The 17,728-nt window shown below is 44.2% G+C and carries 15 protein-coding genes; 3 read left to right on the top strand and 12 right to left on the bottom strand.

Annotated elements, in window-relative coordinates; translation table 11 throughout:
• Positions 1-53 precede the first annotated feature (53 nt).
• From B9Y69_RS03110 to B9Y69_RS03100, 3 genes are all read right to left on the bottom strand, one after another.
• Complete coding sequence (locus B9Y69_RS03110) at positions 54-1,109, bottom strand: FecR family protein (protein ID WP_085471531.1); 1,056 nt, start codon at positions 1,107-1,109, stop codon at positions 54-56.
• 60 nt (positions 1,110-1,169) lie between these two features.
• A complete protein-coding gene (locus B9Y69_RS03105) occupies positions 1,170-1,718 on the bottom strand; it encodes a sigma-70 family RNA polymerase sigma factor (RefSeq protein ID WP_085471530.1) in 549 nt (182 codons plus the stop codon).
• An 87-nt stretch (positions 1,719-1,805) separates the two neighbouring features.
• Positions 1,806-2,609: a DNA alkylation repair protein gene (locus tag B9Y69_RS03100; RefSeq protein ID WP_085471529.1), complete on the bottom strand. Its 804-nt coding sequence runs from the start codon at positions 2,607-2,609 to the stop codon at positions 1,806-1,808.
• A gap of 109 nt (positions 2,610-2,718) precedes the next feature.
• Between B9Y69_RS03100 and B9Y69_RS03095 the strand changes: the two genes are divergently transcribed.
• Positions 2,719-3,054 carry a winged helix-turn-helix transcriptional regulator gene (locus B9Y69_RS03095; protein ID WP_085471528.1) on the top strand — a complete coding sequence of 112 codons (336 nt, stop codon included), beginning with the start codon at positions 2,719-2,721 and terminating at the stop codon, positions 3,052-3,054.
• Positions 3,055-3,114: 60 nt separating this feature from the next.
• On the opposite strand, the gene B9Y69_RS03090 is transcribed toward B9Y69_RS03095, so the two are convergent.
• The 9 genes from B9Y69_RS03090 to B9Y69_RS03050 are packed head-to-tail and all read right to left on the bottom strand — an operon-like array spanning position 3,115 to position 13,482.
• Positions 3,115-3,990 (bottom strand): glycerophosphodiester phosphodiesterase family protein, encoded by an 876-nt coding sequence (locus tag B9Y69_RS03090; protein WP_085471527.1) that lies wholly within the window; start codon positions 3,988-3,990, stop codon positions 3,115-3,117.
• Between the two features lie 24 nt (positions 3,991-4,014).
• A complete protein-coding gene (locus B9Y69_RS03085; protein ID WP_085471526.1) occupies positions 4,015-4,611 on the bottom strand; it encodes a histidine phosphatase family protein in 597 nt (198 codons plus the stop codon).
• Positions 4,612-6,048 (bottom strand): FGGY-family carbohydrate kinase, encoded by a 1,437-nt coding sequence (locus B9Y69_RS03080; protein WP_085471525.1) that lies wholly within the window; start codon positions 6,046-6,048, stop codon positions 4,612-4,614.
• Positions 6,048-7,499 carry an FGGY-family carbohydrate kinase gene (locus B9Y69_RS03075; protein ID WP_085471524.1) on the bottom strand — a complete coding sequence of 484 codons (1,452 nt, stop codon included), beginning with the start codon at positions 7,497-7,499 and terminating at the stop codon, positions 6,048-6,050. Before B9Y69_RS03075 ends, B9Y69_RS03080 begins: the two co-directional genes overlap by 1 nt.
• A 2-nt stretch (positions 7,500-7,501) precedes the next feature.
• Positions 7,502-8,512 (bottom strand): NAD(P)-dependent oxidoreductase, encoded by a 1,011-nt coding sequence (locus B9Y69_RS03070; RefSeq protein WP_085471523.1) that lies wholly within the window; start codon positions 8,510-8,512, stop codon positions 7,502-7,504.
• Between the two features lie 28 nt (positions 8,513-8,540).
• Positions 8,541-9,797 carry an MFS transporter gene (locus B9Y69_RS03065; RefSeq protein ID WP_085471522.1) on the bottom strand — a complete coding sequence of 419 codons (1,257 nt, stop codon included), beginning with the start codon at positions 9,795-9,797 and terminating at the stop codon, positions 8,541-8,543.
• Between the two features lie 51 nt (positions 9,798-9,848).
• Positions 9,849-10,781 carry an endonuclease/exonuclease/phosphatase family protein gene (locus B9Y69_RS03060; RefSeq protein WP_085471521.1) on the bottom strand — a complete coding sequence of 311 codons (933 nt, stop codon included), beginning with the start codon at positions 10,779-10,781 and terminating at the stop codon, positions 9,849-9,851.
• A 10-nt stretch (positions 10,782-10,791) separates the two neighbouring features.
• Positions 10,792-12,186, bottom strand: coding sequence for an FAD-dependent oxidoreductase (locus B9Y69_RS03055; protein WP_085471520.1), 1,395 nt, complete (start codon positions 12,184-12,186; stop codon positions 10,792-10,794).
• 27 nt (positions 12,187-12,213) lie between these two features.
• The gene (locus B9Y69_RS03050) at positions 12,214-13,482 is read right to left on the bottom strand and encodes an MFS transporter (RefSeq protein ID WP_085471981.1); all 1,269 of its coding nucleotides are present in this window, start codon (positions 13,480-13,482) and stop codon (positions 12,214-12,216) included.
• A gap of 148 nt (positions 13,483-13,630) precedes the next feature.
• Here B9Y69_RS03050 and B9Y69_RS03045 point away from each other — a divergent pair, with 148 nt between their 5' ends.
• Positions 13,631-14,395, top strand: coding sequence for a DeoR/GlpR family DNA-binding transcription regulator (locus B9Y69_RS03045; RefSeq protein ID WP_200811736.1), 765 nt, complete (start codon positions 13,631-13,633; stop codon positions 14,393-14,395).
• 288 nt (positions 14,396-14,683) lie between these two features.
• Positions 14,684-17,728 (top strand): SusC/RagA family TonB-linked outer membrane protein, encoded by a 3,045-nt coding sequence (locus B9Y69_RS03040; RefSeq protein WP_085471519.1) that lies wholly within the window; start codon positions 14,684-14,686, stop codon positions 17,726-17,728.

Raw genomic sequence — 17,728 nt, 5'->3', positions numbered from 1 at the left:
TAATCTATTAAGATGTACCTTTTTTTTAGGTTCCTTTTTTAATTCATAATCAGCTATTTTATATATATGGTATCTTTCTCAATTCTATAATCTAACTTCCCGCCCGTCTGCTTTAGCAAATCCAACACTTGGACATAAGTTTCTCCTTCAAACTTACCGGTAAACACCTGATTACTTTTTCCCTGATCCTCTACAATCACTGTTTTATCGTACCATCGTCCAAGCTTTTTCGCCATCTCGTCCAAGGAATCACCATCAAAGACAAGCTTATTTTTGACCCACATAATTTCTGCAATATCCTGTTGTATCGGGCTCACTGTCTGCTCTATCCTTTCCTCCCGGGTTACTGGGGATACCTCGGACGTTGTCTTTATCATCTTGAAATTTTCGGTTGACACAGCGACCCGGTCGCCTGGTTGCATGATACACTCTTCATTGTCTCCCTTTCCAGGAACACGCAGTCGCACCACACCTTCAATAAGTGAAGTTACTGTCGCTTTATCATCCGCATAGGCACGCACGTTAAACATGGTTCCTAAAACTTGGATCTCACTCTCTTTAGCTTTGATATAAAGGGGTAAACTCTTATTTTTCGCAACAGAAAAAAATGCTTCGCCGACCAGCTCCATCTTCCGACTTTCCTTACCATATCCCTTCCCTATCTTCAGTTGGCTGTCATTATTCAGCCACACCGTAGTGCCATCAATAAGTTTAAAGAATTTTCGCTGACCTTTTGTGGTCTGAACATACTCCCATTGATGATCGGTAGATCTTGTCTTTTGAATGAATAAAAACATCCATACCCCCGCCAAGAGACAAATGACACAGACCACAATGCGTAAAACACGCTTATCACGAAACATCCGGAATGGGCTTTGGGGAAGGTGCTTAACGGCAGTATGATCCAGATCGTGTGGCCGGAACTTCTTGTAAATTTCTTCGGCTTCTTCTAAACTTTCCGCTTGATTTTCACGAATATATCGGAGCAACACCATCCTCTCGGGGTCTTCATTCACACAACGCTCCAAAAGGTGCTCCTCCTCCGTTGTGAGGCTTTTGTCCAGGAACTTGCCGAGTAGCGCTACAAATTGTTGATCGTTGATATACATGGTTTATATGTGGTGTCTATATCAAAGACACCGGTAAACCATAAAATCACCATAAGAATTTTACTTTTTTTTGCGTAATGCTTTTAAGAGCCTCTGAAGGGCATTTTGAATATGTTTATCTATCGTATTTACAGATATGTTCATGATTTCGGCGGCCTGCCGATACGAGTATTGCTCCTCTTTGACAAGTTTAAAAGCTTCTCTTGTTTTTTCGGGTAAGTTTAGAATGGCTTGATGGATGATCTTGAGGTCTTCGTTCGTAATAAAAATTTGTTCGGGACTACTGTCATTGATTAACTCATCTTTTAGTTCATCTTGATCGGTATACACCAATTGTCTAACCCTAAATTGATTTAAACATTTATTTTTTATGGCGCGCAAAATATACTGTTCAACAGATTTGATTCGCATGAGATCGCCTTCTAAGCGCCAGATCTGCCACATAACTTCCGAGACAATATCTTGCGCCATATGCGCATCCCCAAGGTAAGATGCGGCGTAGTTTTCCAGCGCCCTGTAATTTGCCATAAAATAAGCCTTAAAAGCCTCCTCCTCCCGATAGTGAGCAATTCGTACTTTATCCTCTTCTAATAATGGTTTAAAAAGCATTCTTCAACTTGGTTAGCGCAAGCCAAGGTAGCAAATTGTACAATTATTACGAACATTAATGTTACAATTCAGGAATCACCCCATACCTTAGGTCGTTCCAATGGTTCGCAACGCCTTCTTAATAATATAGTTGGTTTCCTTGGTGTCGCTTTCCCGTTTCCATCTTGCGCAGAGCGATTGCACAAAATCGGGCCGGCTTTTGCTGGCATCATTGAGCCAGTTCCCGACGCTATCCTGTACATACTTAGATGCATCGGACCGCAGCGGTTCCAACAGCGGCAAGGCCAATTCCGGCTCCTGTTTTAAAACTTCAATATGGGCGCACCAAACTCCTCTCGGACGTGTCGCTTCGGTGACAAACCTCCGGACATTTGCATCCGTACTGGTTGTCCAGTCGACCAGCACGTTGATACTCTCCTGTAAATGAAAGGTTATATGTTTTCGAACCGCCATCCAACAGATCTCTCGTACTCCAAAGTGCGTATCAGCTGCAAAAGGTCGAATCTGCGCCAACATTTCTGGGAGGCTTATCGCAGCATTTCCTATCATATAAGTAGCCCAGCAACGCACCAGATCAGCCGGATGCTGCGCTAATATTTCCACGAATTGATCATCATTGTTACGCAGGCTCTCATGAAACAAGGTGAGGCCAATAGTTTCATTTATTGTATTGACCGTTTGTTTTTTAAGTGCATCAATTGCCTGTAATATAGGTTCCTCATAGGTCGATCGGTTATGTGCTACCAATACATGGTGCAACAATAACCGTTGATCTACGGCGAGCCATTCTACCAAGTTAGCTGTTTCTATCTCGCCTCTGTTCAGTTGATCCATCACATCCACAGGGATATCGTTTTTACTTCGTGCACCTTTACGCTTCACTTGGTCCATGACTATGCTTTCCGTTTTACATTGTTTATTTTTACAAAGTTTTGAAAGTAAATTCAAAATAGCAATACCGCATAATTTTATCCCTATGGGTTAAAAAAGTCAATTTTATATGGAAACAAAAGAACGTACAGTAGAAGAAAAAATATGTCCATTGGAATTTGCTGTGAATGCCATCAGTGGGAAATGGAAAGTACCAATCGTGTGGCGTATTAATCAAGGTGAAAAACGACCAAGCGAAATGTTGCGTGGCATTGCAAAAGTAGATAGACGTGTATTAAACCAACAACTGAAAGAACTTGAGCAGGATGGTATCTTATCCAAACAATCCTTCAATGAGCTTCCACCTCGGGTGGAGTATACACTAACCCCACTCGGTGAACAGTTAGTGAAAGTATTATGGGAGCTCAACCAATGGGGTTCGCTCTTGTTGGAACATAAAAAATAAGTGGCCCTACATGCTTCGTTAAACAGATAGGACCACTTACTAAATGAGTTTTTTGTCGAATTAGCGAATAGCCTTGCTCACCTCAATAGGGAGATCAGACTCTAAAACTGTTGCGCCATCTGCAAAAACAGCGCGATATTTAGCTGCACGCTCCGCTGGGCTGCTTAATTTATCATATGTGGGTGCAGCCGAAATCATGCACAGGACGCCTTTCGCTTTAAAGAAATCGTACATCGCTTGGTTGGCTTCTTTGATTTCAGGCCCGATGTATACAATCATCCGGTCGTATGGAAGTCCAGAGGCCTTAAAAGCTTCGAGATCCTTAGCCGTTTTGATATGCATAGAAAGGTATTGCTTGGGATTTTTATCTAAATAAAAGCGAGCCTGCTCTACATTATGCACCGTTACCCATACCCAGGCATATGCATTATGTTTCCGGATAATTTCTGCTGTCGTTTCTAAGGGAAGATCTTTCTTATCCAGGTTGAGAATGGTTTTTCCTTTGGCCCACACGATCATCTCGTCCAGGGTATTAATCTTGTATTTGGTTGGATTCCCTTCATGATCCTTGAGTTGGAGCGCTTGAAGTTCTTTCCAGGTATAGTCCGCTACTTTACCGGTTCCTGTCGTGGTACGCTCCAAAGTCGCATCGTGCACCATAACCGGCACACCGTCTTTGGTTAATCGGGGATCGATTTCAAAGATGGCAGTCGTGTGTTTCAGAACGGCTTCCATTGCTGGGATTGAGTTTTCCGGCATATGTCCTTCGATAGTTCCCCGGTGCCCAGCAATAATCTTTTTACCCGGTGCATACCTAAAATAAGCATACATCTCGTCCACATTCTTGAATGTTAGTTTATGCAACTTCTGTGCAAAGGATGCTTCTCCCTGCGTAAGCAAAAGCAGCAAAGAAAGTCCCGCATATAGTTTTTTCATTAGGTCTTGATTAAAGGTGGAAAATTAAGCATTTAGCTTTAACAAATTAAAGCCTTTATGTGTATCTAATGTTATCAACGTGAGGGCCGAGTTCTCTTGCACCAGCATACGATAATTCTTTAAAGGCATCCCCAATTGATGCGCCAAAAACAACCTGTTTACCCCATTATGTGCAACCACAAGAATAGTTTGCCCATCGTGTTTCGCTACTAATTCTGTATAAAAACTATCCAACCGATCGAGCACCTGCTGCCCCCGTTCGCCGGTACGTCCAGCGGGAAAGTTCGTAGGATCAGCCAACCAATTGGCCCAGGCTTCCGGATCATCATGGATAAAATCGTGTGCACGCTGTCCTTCCCACAGCCCAAAATCAACCTCGATTAAACGCGCGTCCGAGGTCACTTCTTGCGGCCTCCCCGATGCTATTTCCGCTGTGCGTACAGCACGTTGCAAAGGCGAGGAATAGACGTGATCAAAGTGATAGTCCTGCAAAACCTTATTCATCCGACCAGCCTGTAGTAGACCGCTATCATTTAAGGGAATATCTGTTCTCCCGCAGTATTTATTTCCATCAGCATTGTATGCCGTCTCCCCATGTCGAAGCAAACAAATTGTCACCATTTATATATAATTTAAGTCCTTTAGTTTATTCTTGAAACATTGATATTGCTGGGCATACATAGGCTGTAAACGTGGATTAGGAAGCACTTCTTTTTCTATCGTAGTCATGGCTGCTGCTGCGGCAATCAACGAATCGTAATACGTATGAGATGCCGCCATTATGGCCGCTCCAAAAGCGCCACTCGCCTCTTTACATTTATAAACTGGGACATTCAAAATCGATGCACGCATCGCCAGCCAAACGTCACTATTGCTTCCTCCACCGGCCGAATATACGGCTCGCACGTGTTCCCCAGATAGCGCTTCAATCATTTCGTATGCGAGCCTTTCTATAAAAGCTACTCCCTCGAGGTTCGCCGCAAAAAGCAGCTCACGGCTGATACCTTCGGGCATAAACCCTCTTGCTTGTGGCGCCATAATGGGATATCGTTCCCCTTCTTGACGCAACGGCCAAGCCAGTTCTCCAGTAGGAATCAGCGCTTCGGCAGCGATAGTAAGAGACTCTAAATCGTCTGAAAAATCAATTGTAATCCAATCAGCACCTGTATTACTCGCCCCCCCAGGCATCCAATATCCTTCAGGATGTCGGTGACTGTATACCGTGCCCGATGGATCAATCACATTTTTTTTGGTCACGCCTTTAATCACGAGGGTCGTACCGATGGTGGTATTCCAATCGCCTGGCTTTACCGCTCCCGATGCCATCTGCGTTGCACAGCCATCGGTCATGCCAACCACAACGGCAATTTCACCGAGCCCCAAAGCTGTCGCCAAGTGCGGTAATAGCGTACCGACAACGGTACCTGAAGGCACAACATCCTGCAGCCAACTTCGTTTTAACCCCAGTTCCTCACACACAAATGAAGGCCATTCAAGGGTTTCCAAATCATACCCCGATTTCAAGACATTGGTATAATCCGTCGTATGGTAGTTTCCAGAAAGTTGACCTACTATATAATCCGACGCATGTATCCAAAGGGCTATATCATCGACACGTTCCGGGAAAGTATCCACGAACCAACACATCTTACTGATACCACTTGAAGCATTAAAACCAGTATAGCCGTGCTTTACATAGCGTTTCGCAATTTCCTGACACCGTTCCCCTTGTGCAGCAGATCGTGGATCGCTATACATCAACGCATCGTGAATAGGACGATTCTGTTTATCCAAGGGGATGATGGTTCCCGAAGTAGAGGTCACCGAAATAGCACAAATATCGCTCTTATCGACCCATGTCGGTAACTCCGCGGTTAATGAGCTGAGCATTTCCATAGTTTTGGTCCACCATATCAGGGGAGATTGCTCTTGACGAAATGTATCCAACAGCTCAAATTTTTGCGCTTCTGACGCAACCAACTCGCCTAATTGATCAACTAAAACAATCCGTGCGCCTTGTGTACCAACGTCAACACCAAAAAAGTAACGCTTCTCCATTAGGTTCCCACTTGTTTAAAGGTTTTTCGTGCACTTTTCCATTCCTGGTATAGTTTCTCAAAGGCTTCATGATTTTCTGGGTGCACCTCCTCCAACAGTTGCGGCTGTGCTTGCTTCACCCCCAAGGCGCTATTACATACAAAAACGCCACCGAGTACGGAAGCTTGCCGGAAGGTATCCCGAATCTTGATACTCTTCCCGAACAAATTGGCCATAAATTGACGCAGCTTTCTGCTTTCAACGCCGCCGCCACATGCCCATATATAGGATTCGTGATGCGGAGATACGGCGCACAAAAACTTATAATTTTCATAGATACTACAGGCGATATCCCAAAGGATAGCAAAGACGAAACTGCCACGCGTTAACTGATGGGAAACTGGCGCATTAAATATAAAACCTCCTTTGGTCAGCGGCTCTTCCTCATCGGCAATAAGCGATCCCAATGACGCCACACACTGCGAGTAGGTGGCAAGCTCCAGTTCTTTTTCGATCACATCATATCCTTCATTCGGGTAGAATATTTCCTTCAAACGTTGATAGTTCAGACCCGTTACGCCCGCATTAGCCTCCAAAATAAAGCTCCCCTCATCGATATGACGACTCGTCCAGGTACGTTGTTCATCATCCTTTTCATAAGAATCAACAATTTTGATAATCGGTGTTGTTGTTCCTGATACGATAACAACATCATTGGCCGAAGGAACCATACTGCAAATCGCGAGCTGTGTGTCCCCTCCTCCTACCACAACGACAGCTTCGGGATTGATCGATAAAGTGGAAGCCACAACGGGTGTAATGGTCCCTAGGATCGAGGATGCATCTTTCAACGGGGGTAAAATAGGAGCAGAAAGACCGAACTGTGCTAACAAGACATCGGACCAAACCTTTTTTTCTACGTCATACAAAAGCGTCTCCGAAGCTTGCGAATGTTCATATCCCACCACGCCCGAAAACTGGAACTGAACCCAGTCACTGATACTCATAAAGGAGTCGATCTTTTCGAATATTTCGGGATAAACCTCGCGCACGCCAACAAGTTTAAAAGCAGAGAACAAGGATGTCGGATAACGACCCGATAAATTATATACCAAATCTTTATCCTGTAAATCCTTTTCCCATTTACGACCGCGATGATCGATATTCGGCATGCCTAATAATGAATTACCGGCCTTATCGATAATCACAATTCCTTCTCTTTGGCTCGTTGCTGTAACCGCTTTTATCTGCACATCGCCCGCCTCCACTAACGCTTGTTGTGCCAATCGTAGAATCTGGTTCCACAATGTATTGGGATCAAAATAAATAGAATCTTCGTATCGGTGATCGGATTCATACTGTACATTCTCCCGTTTTATTCCAAGAATCTCACCATCTACTGTGCAAACAGCCACACGTGCGTTTCCGGTACCAATATCAACAATTAAATAGGCTTCTCTTTTTGTTGTCATAGTTAGTTTATTGGGGTTTTATCCAATACGGTTTTGTTAACCAATTGCTTGATGGACCTATTGCCGTTGTGAAAAAACTCACGTAAGTTGTTGTTCATAATAAAAGCATGATGGTCTTCCACCTCATGGGTTGCTCCCGCAATATGCGGTGTGGCCAGCACATTTTTATTCAAAATCATTTTATAATCGACTTCATCCGGTGGTTCGTTATAAAAAACATCCAGCACAGCACCCCGAATTTTTCCCTGTTCAATGCTTGCGAGCAAGTCATTTCTATTGACCACCGAGGCACGTGCCGTATTGACAAATATAGCATCTTGATGCAACAGTGAAAGATAGCGATGATCGATCATGCCTTGTGTTTCTGGCGTTACCGGGAGGTGGATCCCCACGACATCACAGGTAGCAAAGAGTTCTTCCAGTTCGACCTTTTTAAAGTCTTGCTCAGGAGCCGTATAGTAAGGGTCAAAGTAATAGATCTCGCAAGGAAAACTAACGAGCATCCGCGCTATATGTTGGCCCACCGCTCCAAAGCCTACCATACCGACCTTTTTGCCGGCCAATTCATTTCCCTTGAACTGCAAATAAGACGTGTGTGCACCCACCCCCCAGTTTTTACCGGCTAACCAGTTTACCGCCGGTATCGTGTTGCGAAGTAAGGTTACGACATTGGCTATAAACATTTCGGCTACAGCCTGTGCGTTTCTTGCTGGTGTATTGAATACCGGTATTCCCAATTCTGTTGCAACTGCCAGGTCAATGTTCGATGGCGTACCGCGGCAAATGCCTACAAATTTTAAATGTGGATTTGCATATAGAACATCGGCTGTAATCTCATCGTGCTCAGAAATCAAGGCGTCAGCCCCCGTTTCTTTCAATAGTGTCGTTAATTCATCTGGGTTATAGGCTCGCCCTTGTGGCTTCCATGAACGATAGATGACTTCATCAAAGAGACCCTTTAACTCATTTAGCGCTTTTTCATTTTCATATGGCGCTGTTAACAATACTTTCATAAGGTTATTCTAATTCTAATATTAATCTTTAATCTACTGTTTCTACACGCGGTTGTGCTTCCAGCACAGGTGCCGGAAGCGTAATAAATTTGGTTAGGATGGCGGAGAGCAGGTATAGGCCTGCCAAAACCCAGACAACGCCCTCACTTCCTATGGTTCCAATGAGTAAACCGACTAAGGCTGGCCCCACGAAAACCGGTAGCCCGGCACCCAGGTTTAAAATGGCCATGGCCGCACCTTTATGCTCTTTGACCAAGGAAGGCACCAATGCGGATAATGGGACGTACCCTGCCAAAAGGGCTCCCCAAGCGACACCAGCAATCATGACGGCCCAATAAGAACCTTCAAACCAAATGGGTGCATAGTAGAACCCGACCGTTGTTATCGCACAACCGACGCCACCGAACCACATAATGGTACGTTGCCACCCCAAGCGATCGCCTACAAATCCAAAAATCAGGTTAAACACGATATTACTTGTAAAGATCGTTCCCCATATCTGTAACCATTCTTTGGTGCTAAAACCATGCTCAGCCATATATATGGGCAGGAATACAGGAAAGGCGAATTGCGCTGTCGTGTTGATCACCCGAACAATACCTCCAAGAAGAACTTTCGGTTCCTGTCGCACAATAGTTAAACCGTGCAGCAGCTCCTTACGTTTATCTTCCTTGCTTGAAATTTTTGTTTGGAACTTATCTTTATTGAGTACTAAAGCAAAAAAAGCCCCGATCAAAACCCATAAAATAGAAGACCATAATGTATTCTCATAGCCCATACGCTCGAGTGCCCAACTGGAGTAATACGCCCCCAGAACATTCAACCCTCCCGTGAATACAAACCAAAACCAACCTACGGCCCTGCCTAACATATCCTGTGATGTTCGGTAATTGATCCAAACCATAAACGAATACGCAAACAGCGGATAGCCAAACCCACGGATCGCATAAAACAGCAACATGTTGTTAAAATTTAGCTTGGCCATCCCCAACGACACAAAACCAACTGTACCAATAAGATAAAGCAGCAACCCCATGGCCATAGCTTTTCGTGGTCCGTAATTCTCAGCCAGAACGCCCGAAAACCAAGACGAAATAGCAATGGTTATACCGTATACTGTAAAAAGGGTCGCCGACTGCCCCATATGCATACCGTGCTCAATCAAGTAAGGACTTAACCAGCCCTGCTCCACACCATCCCCCATCATAAAGAAGAGAATACCGAGATACCCCCATTTGAGATGGCCAGGAATACCCAGCCTATCCATTGTGTTATTCTGTGTCATTTACATTATTTAAGTTTAGATTGATTTATTTCTTGGTTCTTTTATATCATATTAAGTCGTATATCGAAGTTGCGTACGCACAAAATAGTGATCGCTAGGCCATACACCCTTATAGGCATCTTTGACAATGGTCGCATCCTCCCCGTTGATAGGACCACGAACAAAAATGAAGTCTATTTTCTTTGACCGCTTCTGCACGGCCGGATCGTTGGGCTTAAAGCCATGTGTTGTTCCTTCCGGTTTTTCATTTCCTTTAGCCTGCACATACGAGTCTAACCATCCCGCTTGCAACACGTCCTGATATACTTTATTGTTCATGTCAACATTAAAGTCACCTGTCATAATCTGAATGAAATCAGCCTGATATGGAGCAGACTCATCCAAGACCACCTTTATTTGTTGTTCTTTAGCCTCTTGACTCACATGATCCAGGTGCAGGTTCACCAGCCGGATTTCACGCTGCGCCACCCGATCCCAAAGTCGTACCCAACAAGCATTGCGGGCACGGGCTGATCCCCAGGATAAACTACCAGCCTTTAACGGTGTATCCGAAAGCCAGTACCCACCGGCCGTCAGCAGTTCAAATCTCTTTTTAGAGAAGAAGATTGGATTTTTAGCGATACCGTGATACCCTTCCTTAAATGCATCCATCTCTGGTCCATCAAACCCAAAGGCGAAATAATCGGGCAGCTGCTCCTTCAAGTCGAGGAACTGCCCCCGCAATACTTCTTGAAAGCCAATCAAATCGGCTCCTTGTTTTTTGATAACAGCGACACAAGCCTCGCGACGATGTTTCCATCCTAAACCTTTCGCGGCATCTTCTTCCAAGTCGACACGGATATTACAAGTCATAACGTTCAGTACACTTGATTTCGCTCCACTAGAGAAGGCTTGCACTTCCAGTCCCCCCAAGAAAGGTAGGGCTCCAAGTATTCCTACTTTCTTTAGAAATGTACGACGGTTTGAGGTAACGTTTTTTTTCATGGCAACTTGATTAAACAGTTTCTATTAGGTCTTCGCCTAGATACGCCCCAGATTTCAGTAACACGGTCCGCAGTGTGGCGACATCTACCTCAGCTGGCGTCACCCCGTTACGGACGGCTAATCGCGCAGCATGTCCTGCTGCTTCTCCCATAGCCATACAAGGTGCCATGACCCGAATAGCCGACATGGCTTCGTGTGTCGTAGAAATCGAACGACCAGCAACCAGAAGATTCTTTATTTTCTGTGGGACTAAGGAGCGGTATGGAATATCATAACTATCGCCGCACCAGGTAAGTGTACAGCCCCCGCCCTCCGGGTGGTGAATATCTAGCGGATAACTCGCAACCGCCACCGCATCATCAAATCGACGGCAACTTAAAATATCATCGGCCGTCATCACATAGTTCCCAACAATACGACGCGTTTCTCGAATTCCCAAGAAAGGAGCCATCTTGGTGAAATGGGAGTTTTCGAATCCCGGCACAAACGCTTGAAGATAGCGTTGAATTTCTTCGACTTGCTTACGCCCTTCAATCTCACCAAATGTTAAACTTTCTGGATCCGTACCATCGACTCCATTTATCCGGGACATATTGACCCACACTTCCCCTTCACGAAGGCCTGTAATTAAAATCGTTCGCTCCACCGGTAAATGGTATCCCGCGGCACGTGCCTTCTCCATTACACTGCGGAGACCGACCACGATAAATTGATGGTTCTGTCCAAAATATTCTGCCGGGATAAAATCTGTCAGATAGGTACGCGGCTCTTCCGCAATAGACATCCGCAGCTTATCGGTATCCACTCCGGCCATACAGAACATTAACGTTGGCGGTTGTGCGCCCCCCACTTCATTCCCTTGTTCACAAGCCACACCGGCGCGAAATGCAACATCAGCATCTCCCGTACAGTCAATAATGGTTTTTGCCAAAATGACCTCACGTCCCGATTTGCTCTCTATGATAACACCTTTCAAGGTATCCCCTTCCATAACGACGCCTGCGGAAAAGACATATAGCAACACCTTTACCCCCGCTTCCTCGAGTACTTGAAGGCCCACATTTTTTACCGCTTCAGGCTCGACCAGTGTTAAACTCATATGTAAGGGGCACAGTCTATGTTCCGAAGCGGCATCGACCGCTTTCAATCGATCAATAAATTTTTGGGGCAACCCTTTGATGATCTGATTCCCCTTTTGACCAAGAAAGCCTAAGATTGGAAGACCAATAGTCATGTTTCCGCCAACAAAACTGCGATTATCAATTAAGGCAACTTGTAGTCCGTCAGCAGCGGCAGCCTGTGCGGCAATGATACCCGCCGGCCCTCCACCAACAACTAAAACATCTACCTCTAAACGAACTGGAGTCTCTTTTGCGGGCTCCAAGATAGTTTTAACTTCTCCCATAACAATATAACTTTACAATATTTTACTTTAATTATCTGTATTTACGACTTCCAGAGACGGCTTTTCCTTTTTCACCATTGTCCACAGGATGAATACCGCAATGGGGTGCATAAAAGCCATCACGATAAATATCGTTCCCGCGCCCAGCGACCCCATCATCTGTCCCACAAAATAGTTGAACAAAATAGCCCCCAACGCCCCAAAACCACCTGCAATTCCCAAGACAGAAGCTACATTCTTCACGGGAAAAGCTTCGGCTATCACCACCGAAACAGTAAACAACCAACTTAAGCAAGCCACAGCAACCAGAGCGAAAATTACAATGGTTAAATACGGGTCAGACACATAAGCCGTCAAGCAGCATAAGGGAGCCAACACCGCCACACAACTCAACATAATCTTACGCGCCAATAGTGGTTCTTTTCCCTTCCTTACCATTTTATCGGACCAGGCGGAAGTTCCAATTGCTCCGATATCGGCGACCAAGAAAGGAATCCAGCCAAACATACCGATCTGTGCTAGTGTCAACCCGCTCTCTTCTTGTAAATAACCGGGCAACCAAAACAGACAGAAGTACCATACCGGATCACTCACAAAGCGAATTAATAATATCCCCCATAATGTTTTAGTCTTCCATAATTGCCCCCATGTAAAACCCTGCTCCACAGTCCCCTTATTGGCATCCCCTGCCACCTCTTCACGAATCTCTGCAGGTGGTTCAACATAGATCAAAAACCACAGCAGTGCGATGATTAGCCCAACGACACCAGCCACAATAAATACGGTATGGAAATTATAGCGCATAGCGAGCCACGCGACCAGTGGAGGTGCTATAATCGCACCGATCGAACTACCTGCAATACAAAGGCTGTTTGCCGTCGCTCTCAATTTTCCAGAAAACCATACGGTAACCACTTTTAGCTGGGCTGGAAAATTAGTCGGTTCTGCAGCACCAAGCATCCCGCGAAAAAACAGAAAGGAACCAAAAGTGCGCGACATTCCACCACCCAGACAAGCCACCGACCACCCCAAAATACCGACCAGCATTACCTTACGTTCTCCAAACTTATCCACCAACCAACCAGAAACCGGATACATCAACGCGTAAAAAACAGTAAATACATTTAACACCAGCGCATAACCATCATCACCCAAATTAAACTCGGCTTTCAACATCGGTTTTAGGATGGAAACAATCTGGCGATCGTAGTAATTGAAAACAATGGCCAGAAAAATAACGAATATGATGTACCATCTTCTTTTATGGGCAGGAATCGACAAGGTAAACTTCGACATAAGGTAGATTTGGTTATTGTTTTTTAAGTAACATGTCAAATGTAAAAATAAAAGAATACAAAAAGAAACATTTTTAAATAAAAAAAAATAATAGTCGAAAAGAAAAAAGCTAAGTATATTTGTACTGCATTAACTTATTTGTTGAATTATGATGAATATCACGGACAGACACGAATTCATTCTAAAACACTTAAAGGAAAAAGGAAAGGTAACCATCGACTGGCTCTGCGAAACCATGAAAGTATCGAGTGTAACCATCCGAAAAGACCTTAAAGTATTAGAGGAAAAAAACTTACTCTTCAGAATTAAAGGAGGTGCATCAACTTCCAATCCTTACGCTATTGATCGCCCAATCTTGGTCAAAGAATCCATCAATAGCGATGAGAAGCAACGGATAGCGCAAGCAGCGTTAAGCCTAATCAAAGACAACGACTCCATTATGATTGGATCAGGCACGACTGTCTTTACCTTAGCCAAAAACATAGAAGCTTCGCATGTAATGACCGTAATCACACCGGCCCTAAAAGTAAGCCTAGAACTGAGCGGGAAGCCTAATATCGATGTTTTACAGCTGGGCGGCTTAATCCGATCTAACTCCTCTTCTGTTGCAGGACAATATAGCATGCGGATTCTCGACGAGATAAGCTGCGGGATCTTATTTCTCGGTGCAGACGGCATAGACCTGGAGTTCGGCATCTCGATCAGCAACTTACCCGAAGCTGCCCTCAATCAAAAAATGATCGAAACATCCCAAAAGGTTGCGATCCTGGCCGATAGCAGTAAATTTGGCAAAAGAGGTCTCGGCAAAATCTGCGAACTTATCGACGTAGATTATATCATCACAGACAATAAGGTATCCCCAAGTATCGTCAAAAATATCGAAGACCTAGGCATTAAAATCATCATTGCCTAACTCCCCTTTCCTACATTTTTTTTGAAAAAAGATTTTTAAATTTCTGGTTTAAAAATCTTTTTTTTATTTTCGAAATGTTTTAAAACCAAAGAGACCATTGTTGTTTTTGAATAAAAAATAATATAATTAAGCCAAAATAGCCGATTATAACAATTTCAAAACACAACATTAATATTAGTTTAACATTATACACCTACTTTCGAAACAGTTTTAAAGATATTGTAAGAGCATTAAATAAGTTTTTAATACATCTACAGAAAAACCTATTAATTATTAATACACATAAGAATGAAAAAACAATTACATCTCATTTTTTTGTTGTGCTTGCTTCCCATGGGCATCTTATGGGCACAACAAAAGACTATTAGCGGGAAAGTAACCGATCAAGATGGAAAGCCTATTGAAGGTGTAACCATCAGTATCAAGGGACAACTAAATGCCTTGACCCAAACGAGCTCTAGCGGGGAATATCGAGTTCAAGCTCTTCCGGGCAATGTCCTGACTTTCGTCAATGTAGGATTTACAGCTACAGAACGAACGATTGACAACCAACAAATCATCAATGTTACCTTAATGGCCGATCTGACAAACTTGGATGAAGTGGTGGTGGTCGGATATGGTACACAGAAAAAGGTGAACCTAACTGGCGCTGTATCCACTATTAATAAGGAGCAACTGGAAAGAAGACCTGTCATCTCTACCTCGGCTGCACTACAAGGGCTTGCACCAGGTGTAACCGTCACCTCACAATCTGGCGCACCAGGTGGAGACCAAGGGCAGATTCGTATTCGGGGCGTCAACTCTTTTGGAGGATCTGATTCGGAGCCTTTGGTTATGATTGATGGTGTTGCGGGTTCTCTAGATAATGTAGATGCCAATTTGATTGAGAATATTTCCATCCTTAAAGATGCGGCCTCCGCCGCGATTTACGGATCCCGCGCTGCTAATGGTGTAATTTTGGTGACAACAAAACGGGGTAAAGATCAGTTTGGCTTAAATTATCGCGGCTATACAGGTTGGCAAGATGCGACGTTCATCCCGAAGGTGACGGATGGCGCAACCTTTATGAAGGTATTCAATGACGCCAATATGAACGATAATGGATCGGTTATATATAGTGAGAAAGATTTCGAGGAATTTCAGAAGCTTTATTCCGAAGATCCTGACAATTTCGATTGGCAAAAGGCCATTCTGAGCGGCTCTGGATTTACGCATAACCACTTTGTTTCCTTAAACGCTGGCGCCGGTAAAATTCGTGTTGCCCCATCTTTAGGCTATGTTTCGCAGGATGGACTGATTGACAATACGGGATTTAAGCGCTATACCTTTAGAAACAACATGGATATAAACCCGAACGAAAAGCTGAATATCCGCTTTGATCTTTCGGCCGTGAACGGCAATCGATCTCAGATAGCAAACGAAGGAACGATCTGGAATTACTTAGGACGCATGCCTACAAACATCCCGATTCGCGTTGCAAATGGTCTTTGGTCTGAGGGCTGGGTTAAGAACAATCCCGTTGCTTTTATCGAAGACGGAGGGAATCGAACGGTCAACAACTTAGAGTTACTTGGAAATCTTTCCATTAACTATAAGCCTGCAGACTGGTTAAGTTTAACCGGAATGGCGGCCCCGCGGTACCGGACGCGCAATATCCACGACTTTGCAAAAGCTGTGATGACGTATTACGAAGATGGTAACGAGGCCGGAACAGCACTTCCTTCTACGGAACTAACGGAATCCGCATACCGTTATTTCAACGGAAGTTATTCCTTTCAGGCGACTGCACAGAAATCAATTAAGGATCACAATTTCAGTGCTATGGTGGGTACATCACGCGAGTCATATGACGAGAAGTACTTGATGGGGTACCGTCGTGATTTTACGTATGATACCTACGAAGTCTTAAATGCCGGCGCTGACACAGAAACAAAGAATAACGGCGGAAACCAATACCAGTGGTTACTGGTCTCAACTTTTGGCCGTTTTAACTACGACTATAAAGGACGCTATTTATTTGAAGCGAACTTGCGTTACGATGGAAGTTCACGCTTTGCCAAATCAAATCGGTGGGCTTCATTTCCGTCATTCTCGGCCGGTTGGCGCCTATCAGAAGAACCATTTATGGCCGCTGTAAAAAACCAGATCAATCAGTTGAAGTTACGTGGTTCCTGGGGAAAGTTAGGAAATCAAAACATTGGTACCACCTATCAGCCATATATCGAAACCCTGAACCTGGGAAGTATATCGTCGGGGGGCAGTGTCTTGCAAATGATTGCATTGAACACGATGGCGAATCCGGGATTACTCTGGGAGGAAACAACGATGTCTGGCTTGGGGTTAGATGCGACCTTGTTTAACCACTTTAGTTTTACATTCGATTGGTATAAAAAGCAAACAGACGGCATTTTGATGAAGCTTTATGTTTCGGAGCTCTACGGAAAAAATGCACCATTCCAGAATGCCGCCAAAGTGCAAAACCAAGGTTGGGAAGCAGCCGTTCGCTACGACAATCAATTTGGCGACTTCAAAGTCGGTATTGGTGCCAATATATCCGATGTGCGTAATAAAATCGTAGACATGAAAGGTCAGGTTTCAGGCACCTTGCTGAGACAACAAGAAGGATACGCTATAAATTCCATTTTTGGATATGTCTCTGATGGTCTATACCAATCGCAGGAGGAAATAAAAAATGGACCTACACAATTTGGAACCTTAAAACCTGGAGACATTCGATACAAGGATATCGCTGGAGCATTTGACAATAATGGAAATCCTATCCCGGACGGTAAGATTACAGATGCGGATAAGATTATAATCGGCAGCACTATCCCGCGCTATACTTATGGTATAAATTTAGATCTAGGCTACAAAGGCATCCGTTTTAATGCTTTTTTACAGGGCGTTGCGAAAGCGAATGGATACCTGGACTCGCATTATGTTATCCCGGCAGTCAACTCCTCTGCCATTAAGCCTTGGCAATTGGACTATTGGTCTGAAGACAACAAGGATGCTAGTCTTCCTCGTGTCTCGATTACTTCTACAAACAATACACAAAACTCTGATTTTTGGATGCGTAGTGCTTCTTATCTGCGTTTGAAAAACGTACAGCTGGGCTACGAAATTCCAAAAAGCTGGTTAGCCAACACGAAGATCGGGGGCATCTTTATCTACGCCAACGGTCAAAATCTTTTTACCAAAACAAACTTCTACGAGGGGTATGATCCAGAAATCAACTACAACTCGGGCGCCCAAGATGGCGTAACCCTAGGTTCTGGAAACTTCTATCCACAAGTTAAGGTATACACGTTCGGTTTGGACTTTAAATTTTAA

Source organism: Sphingobacterium psychroaquaticum, assembly GCF_900177625.1.
In the GTDB taxonomy this organism is placed as follows: Bacteria; Bacteroidota; Bacteroidia; order Sphingobacteriales; family Sphingobacteriaceae; genus Sphingobacterium; species Sphingobacterium psychroaquaticum.
This window is presented reverse-complemented; position numbering and strand designations above follow the sequence as displayed.

Excerpts from the sequence above, each read along its gene's own strand:
- B9Y69_RS03110 (WP_085471531.1), bottom strand. The coding sequence starts at position 1,109 with ATGTATATCAACGATCAACAATTTGTAGCGCTACTCGGCAAGTTCCTG.
- B9Y69_RS03105 (WP_085471530.1), bottom strand. The coding sequence starts at position 1,718 with ATGCTTTTTAAACCATTATTAGAAGAGGATAAAGTACGAATTGCTCAC.
- B9Y69_RS03100 (WP_085471529.1), bottom strand. The coding sequence starts at position 2,609 with ATGGACCAAGTGAAGCGTAAAGGTGCACGAAGTAAAAACGATATCCCT.
- B9Y69_RS03095 (WP_085471528.1), top strand. The coding sequence starts at position 2,719 with ATGGAAACAAAAGAACGTACAGTAGAAGAAAAAATATGTCCATTGGAA.
- B9Y69_RS03090 (WP_085471527.1), bottom strand. The coding sequence starts at position 3,990 with ATGAAAAAACTATATGCGGGACTTTCTTTGCTGCTTTTGCTTACGCAG.
- B9Y69_RS03085 (WP_085471526.1), bottom strand. The coding sequence starts at position 4,611 with ATGGTGACAATTTGTTTGCTTCGACATGGGGAGACGGCATACAATGCT.
- B9Y69_RS03080 (WP_085471525.1), bottom strand. The coding sequence starts at position 6,048 with ATGGAGAAGCGTTACTTTTTTGGTGTTGACGTTGGTACACAAGGCGCA.
- B9Y69_RS03075 (WP_085471524.1), bottom strand. The coding sequence starts at position 7,499 with ATGACAACAAAAAGAGAAGCCTATTTAATTGTTGATATTGGTACCGGA.
- B9Y69_RS03070 (WP_085471523.1), bottom strand. The coding sequence starts at position 8,512 with ATGAAAGTATTGTTAACAGCGCCATATGAAAATGAAAAAGCGCTAAAT.
- B9Y69_RS03065 (WP_085471522.1), bottom strand. The coding sequence starts at position 9,797 with ATGACACAGAATAACACAATGGATAGGCTGGGTATTCCTGGCCATCTC.
- B9Y69_RS03060 (WP_085471521.1), bottom strand. The coding sequence starts at position 10,781 with ATGAAAAAAAACGTTACCTCAAACCGTCGTACATTTCTAAAGAAAGTA.
- B9Y69_RS03055 (WP_085471520.1), bottom strand. The coding sequence starts at position 12,186 with ATGGGAGAAGTTAAAACTATCTTGGAGCCCGCAAAAGAGACTCCAGTT.
- B9Y69_RS03050 (WP_085471981.1), bottom strand. The coding sequence starts at position 13,482 with ATGTCGAAGTTTACCTTGTCGATTCCTGCCCATAAAAGAAGATGGTAC.
- B9Y69_RS03045 (WP_200811736.1), top strand. The coding sequence starts at position 13,631 with ATGATGAATATCACGGACAGACACGAATTCATTCTAAAACACTTAAAG.
- B9Y69_RS03040 (WP_085471519.1), top strand. The coding sequence starts at position 14,684 with ATGAAAAAACAATTACATCTCATTTTTTTGTTGTGCTTGCTTCCCATG.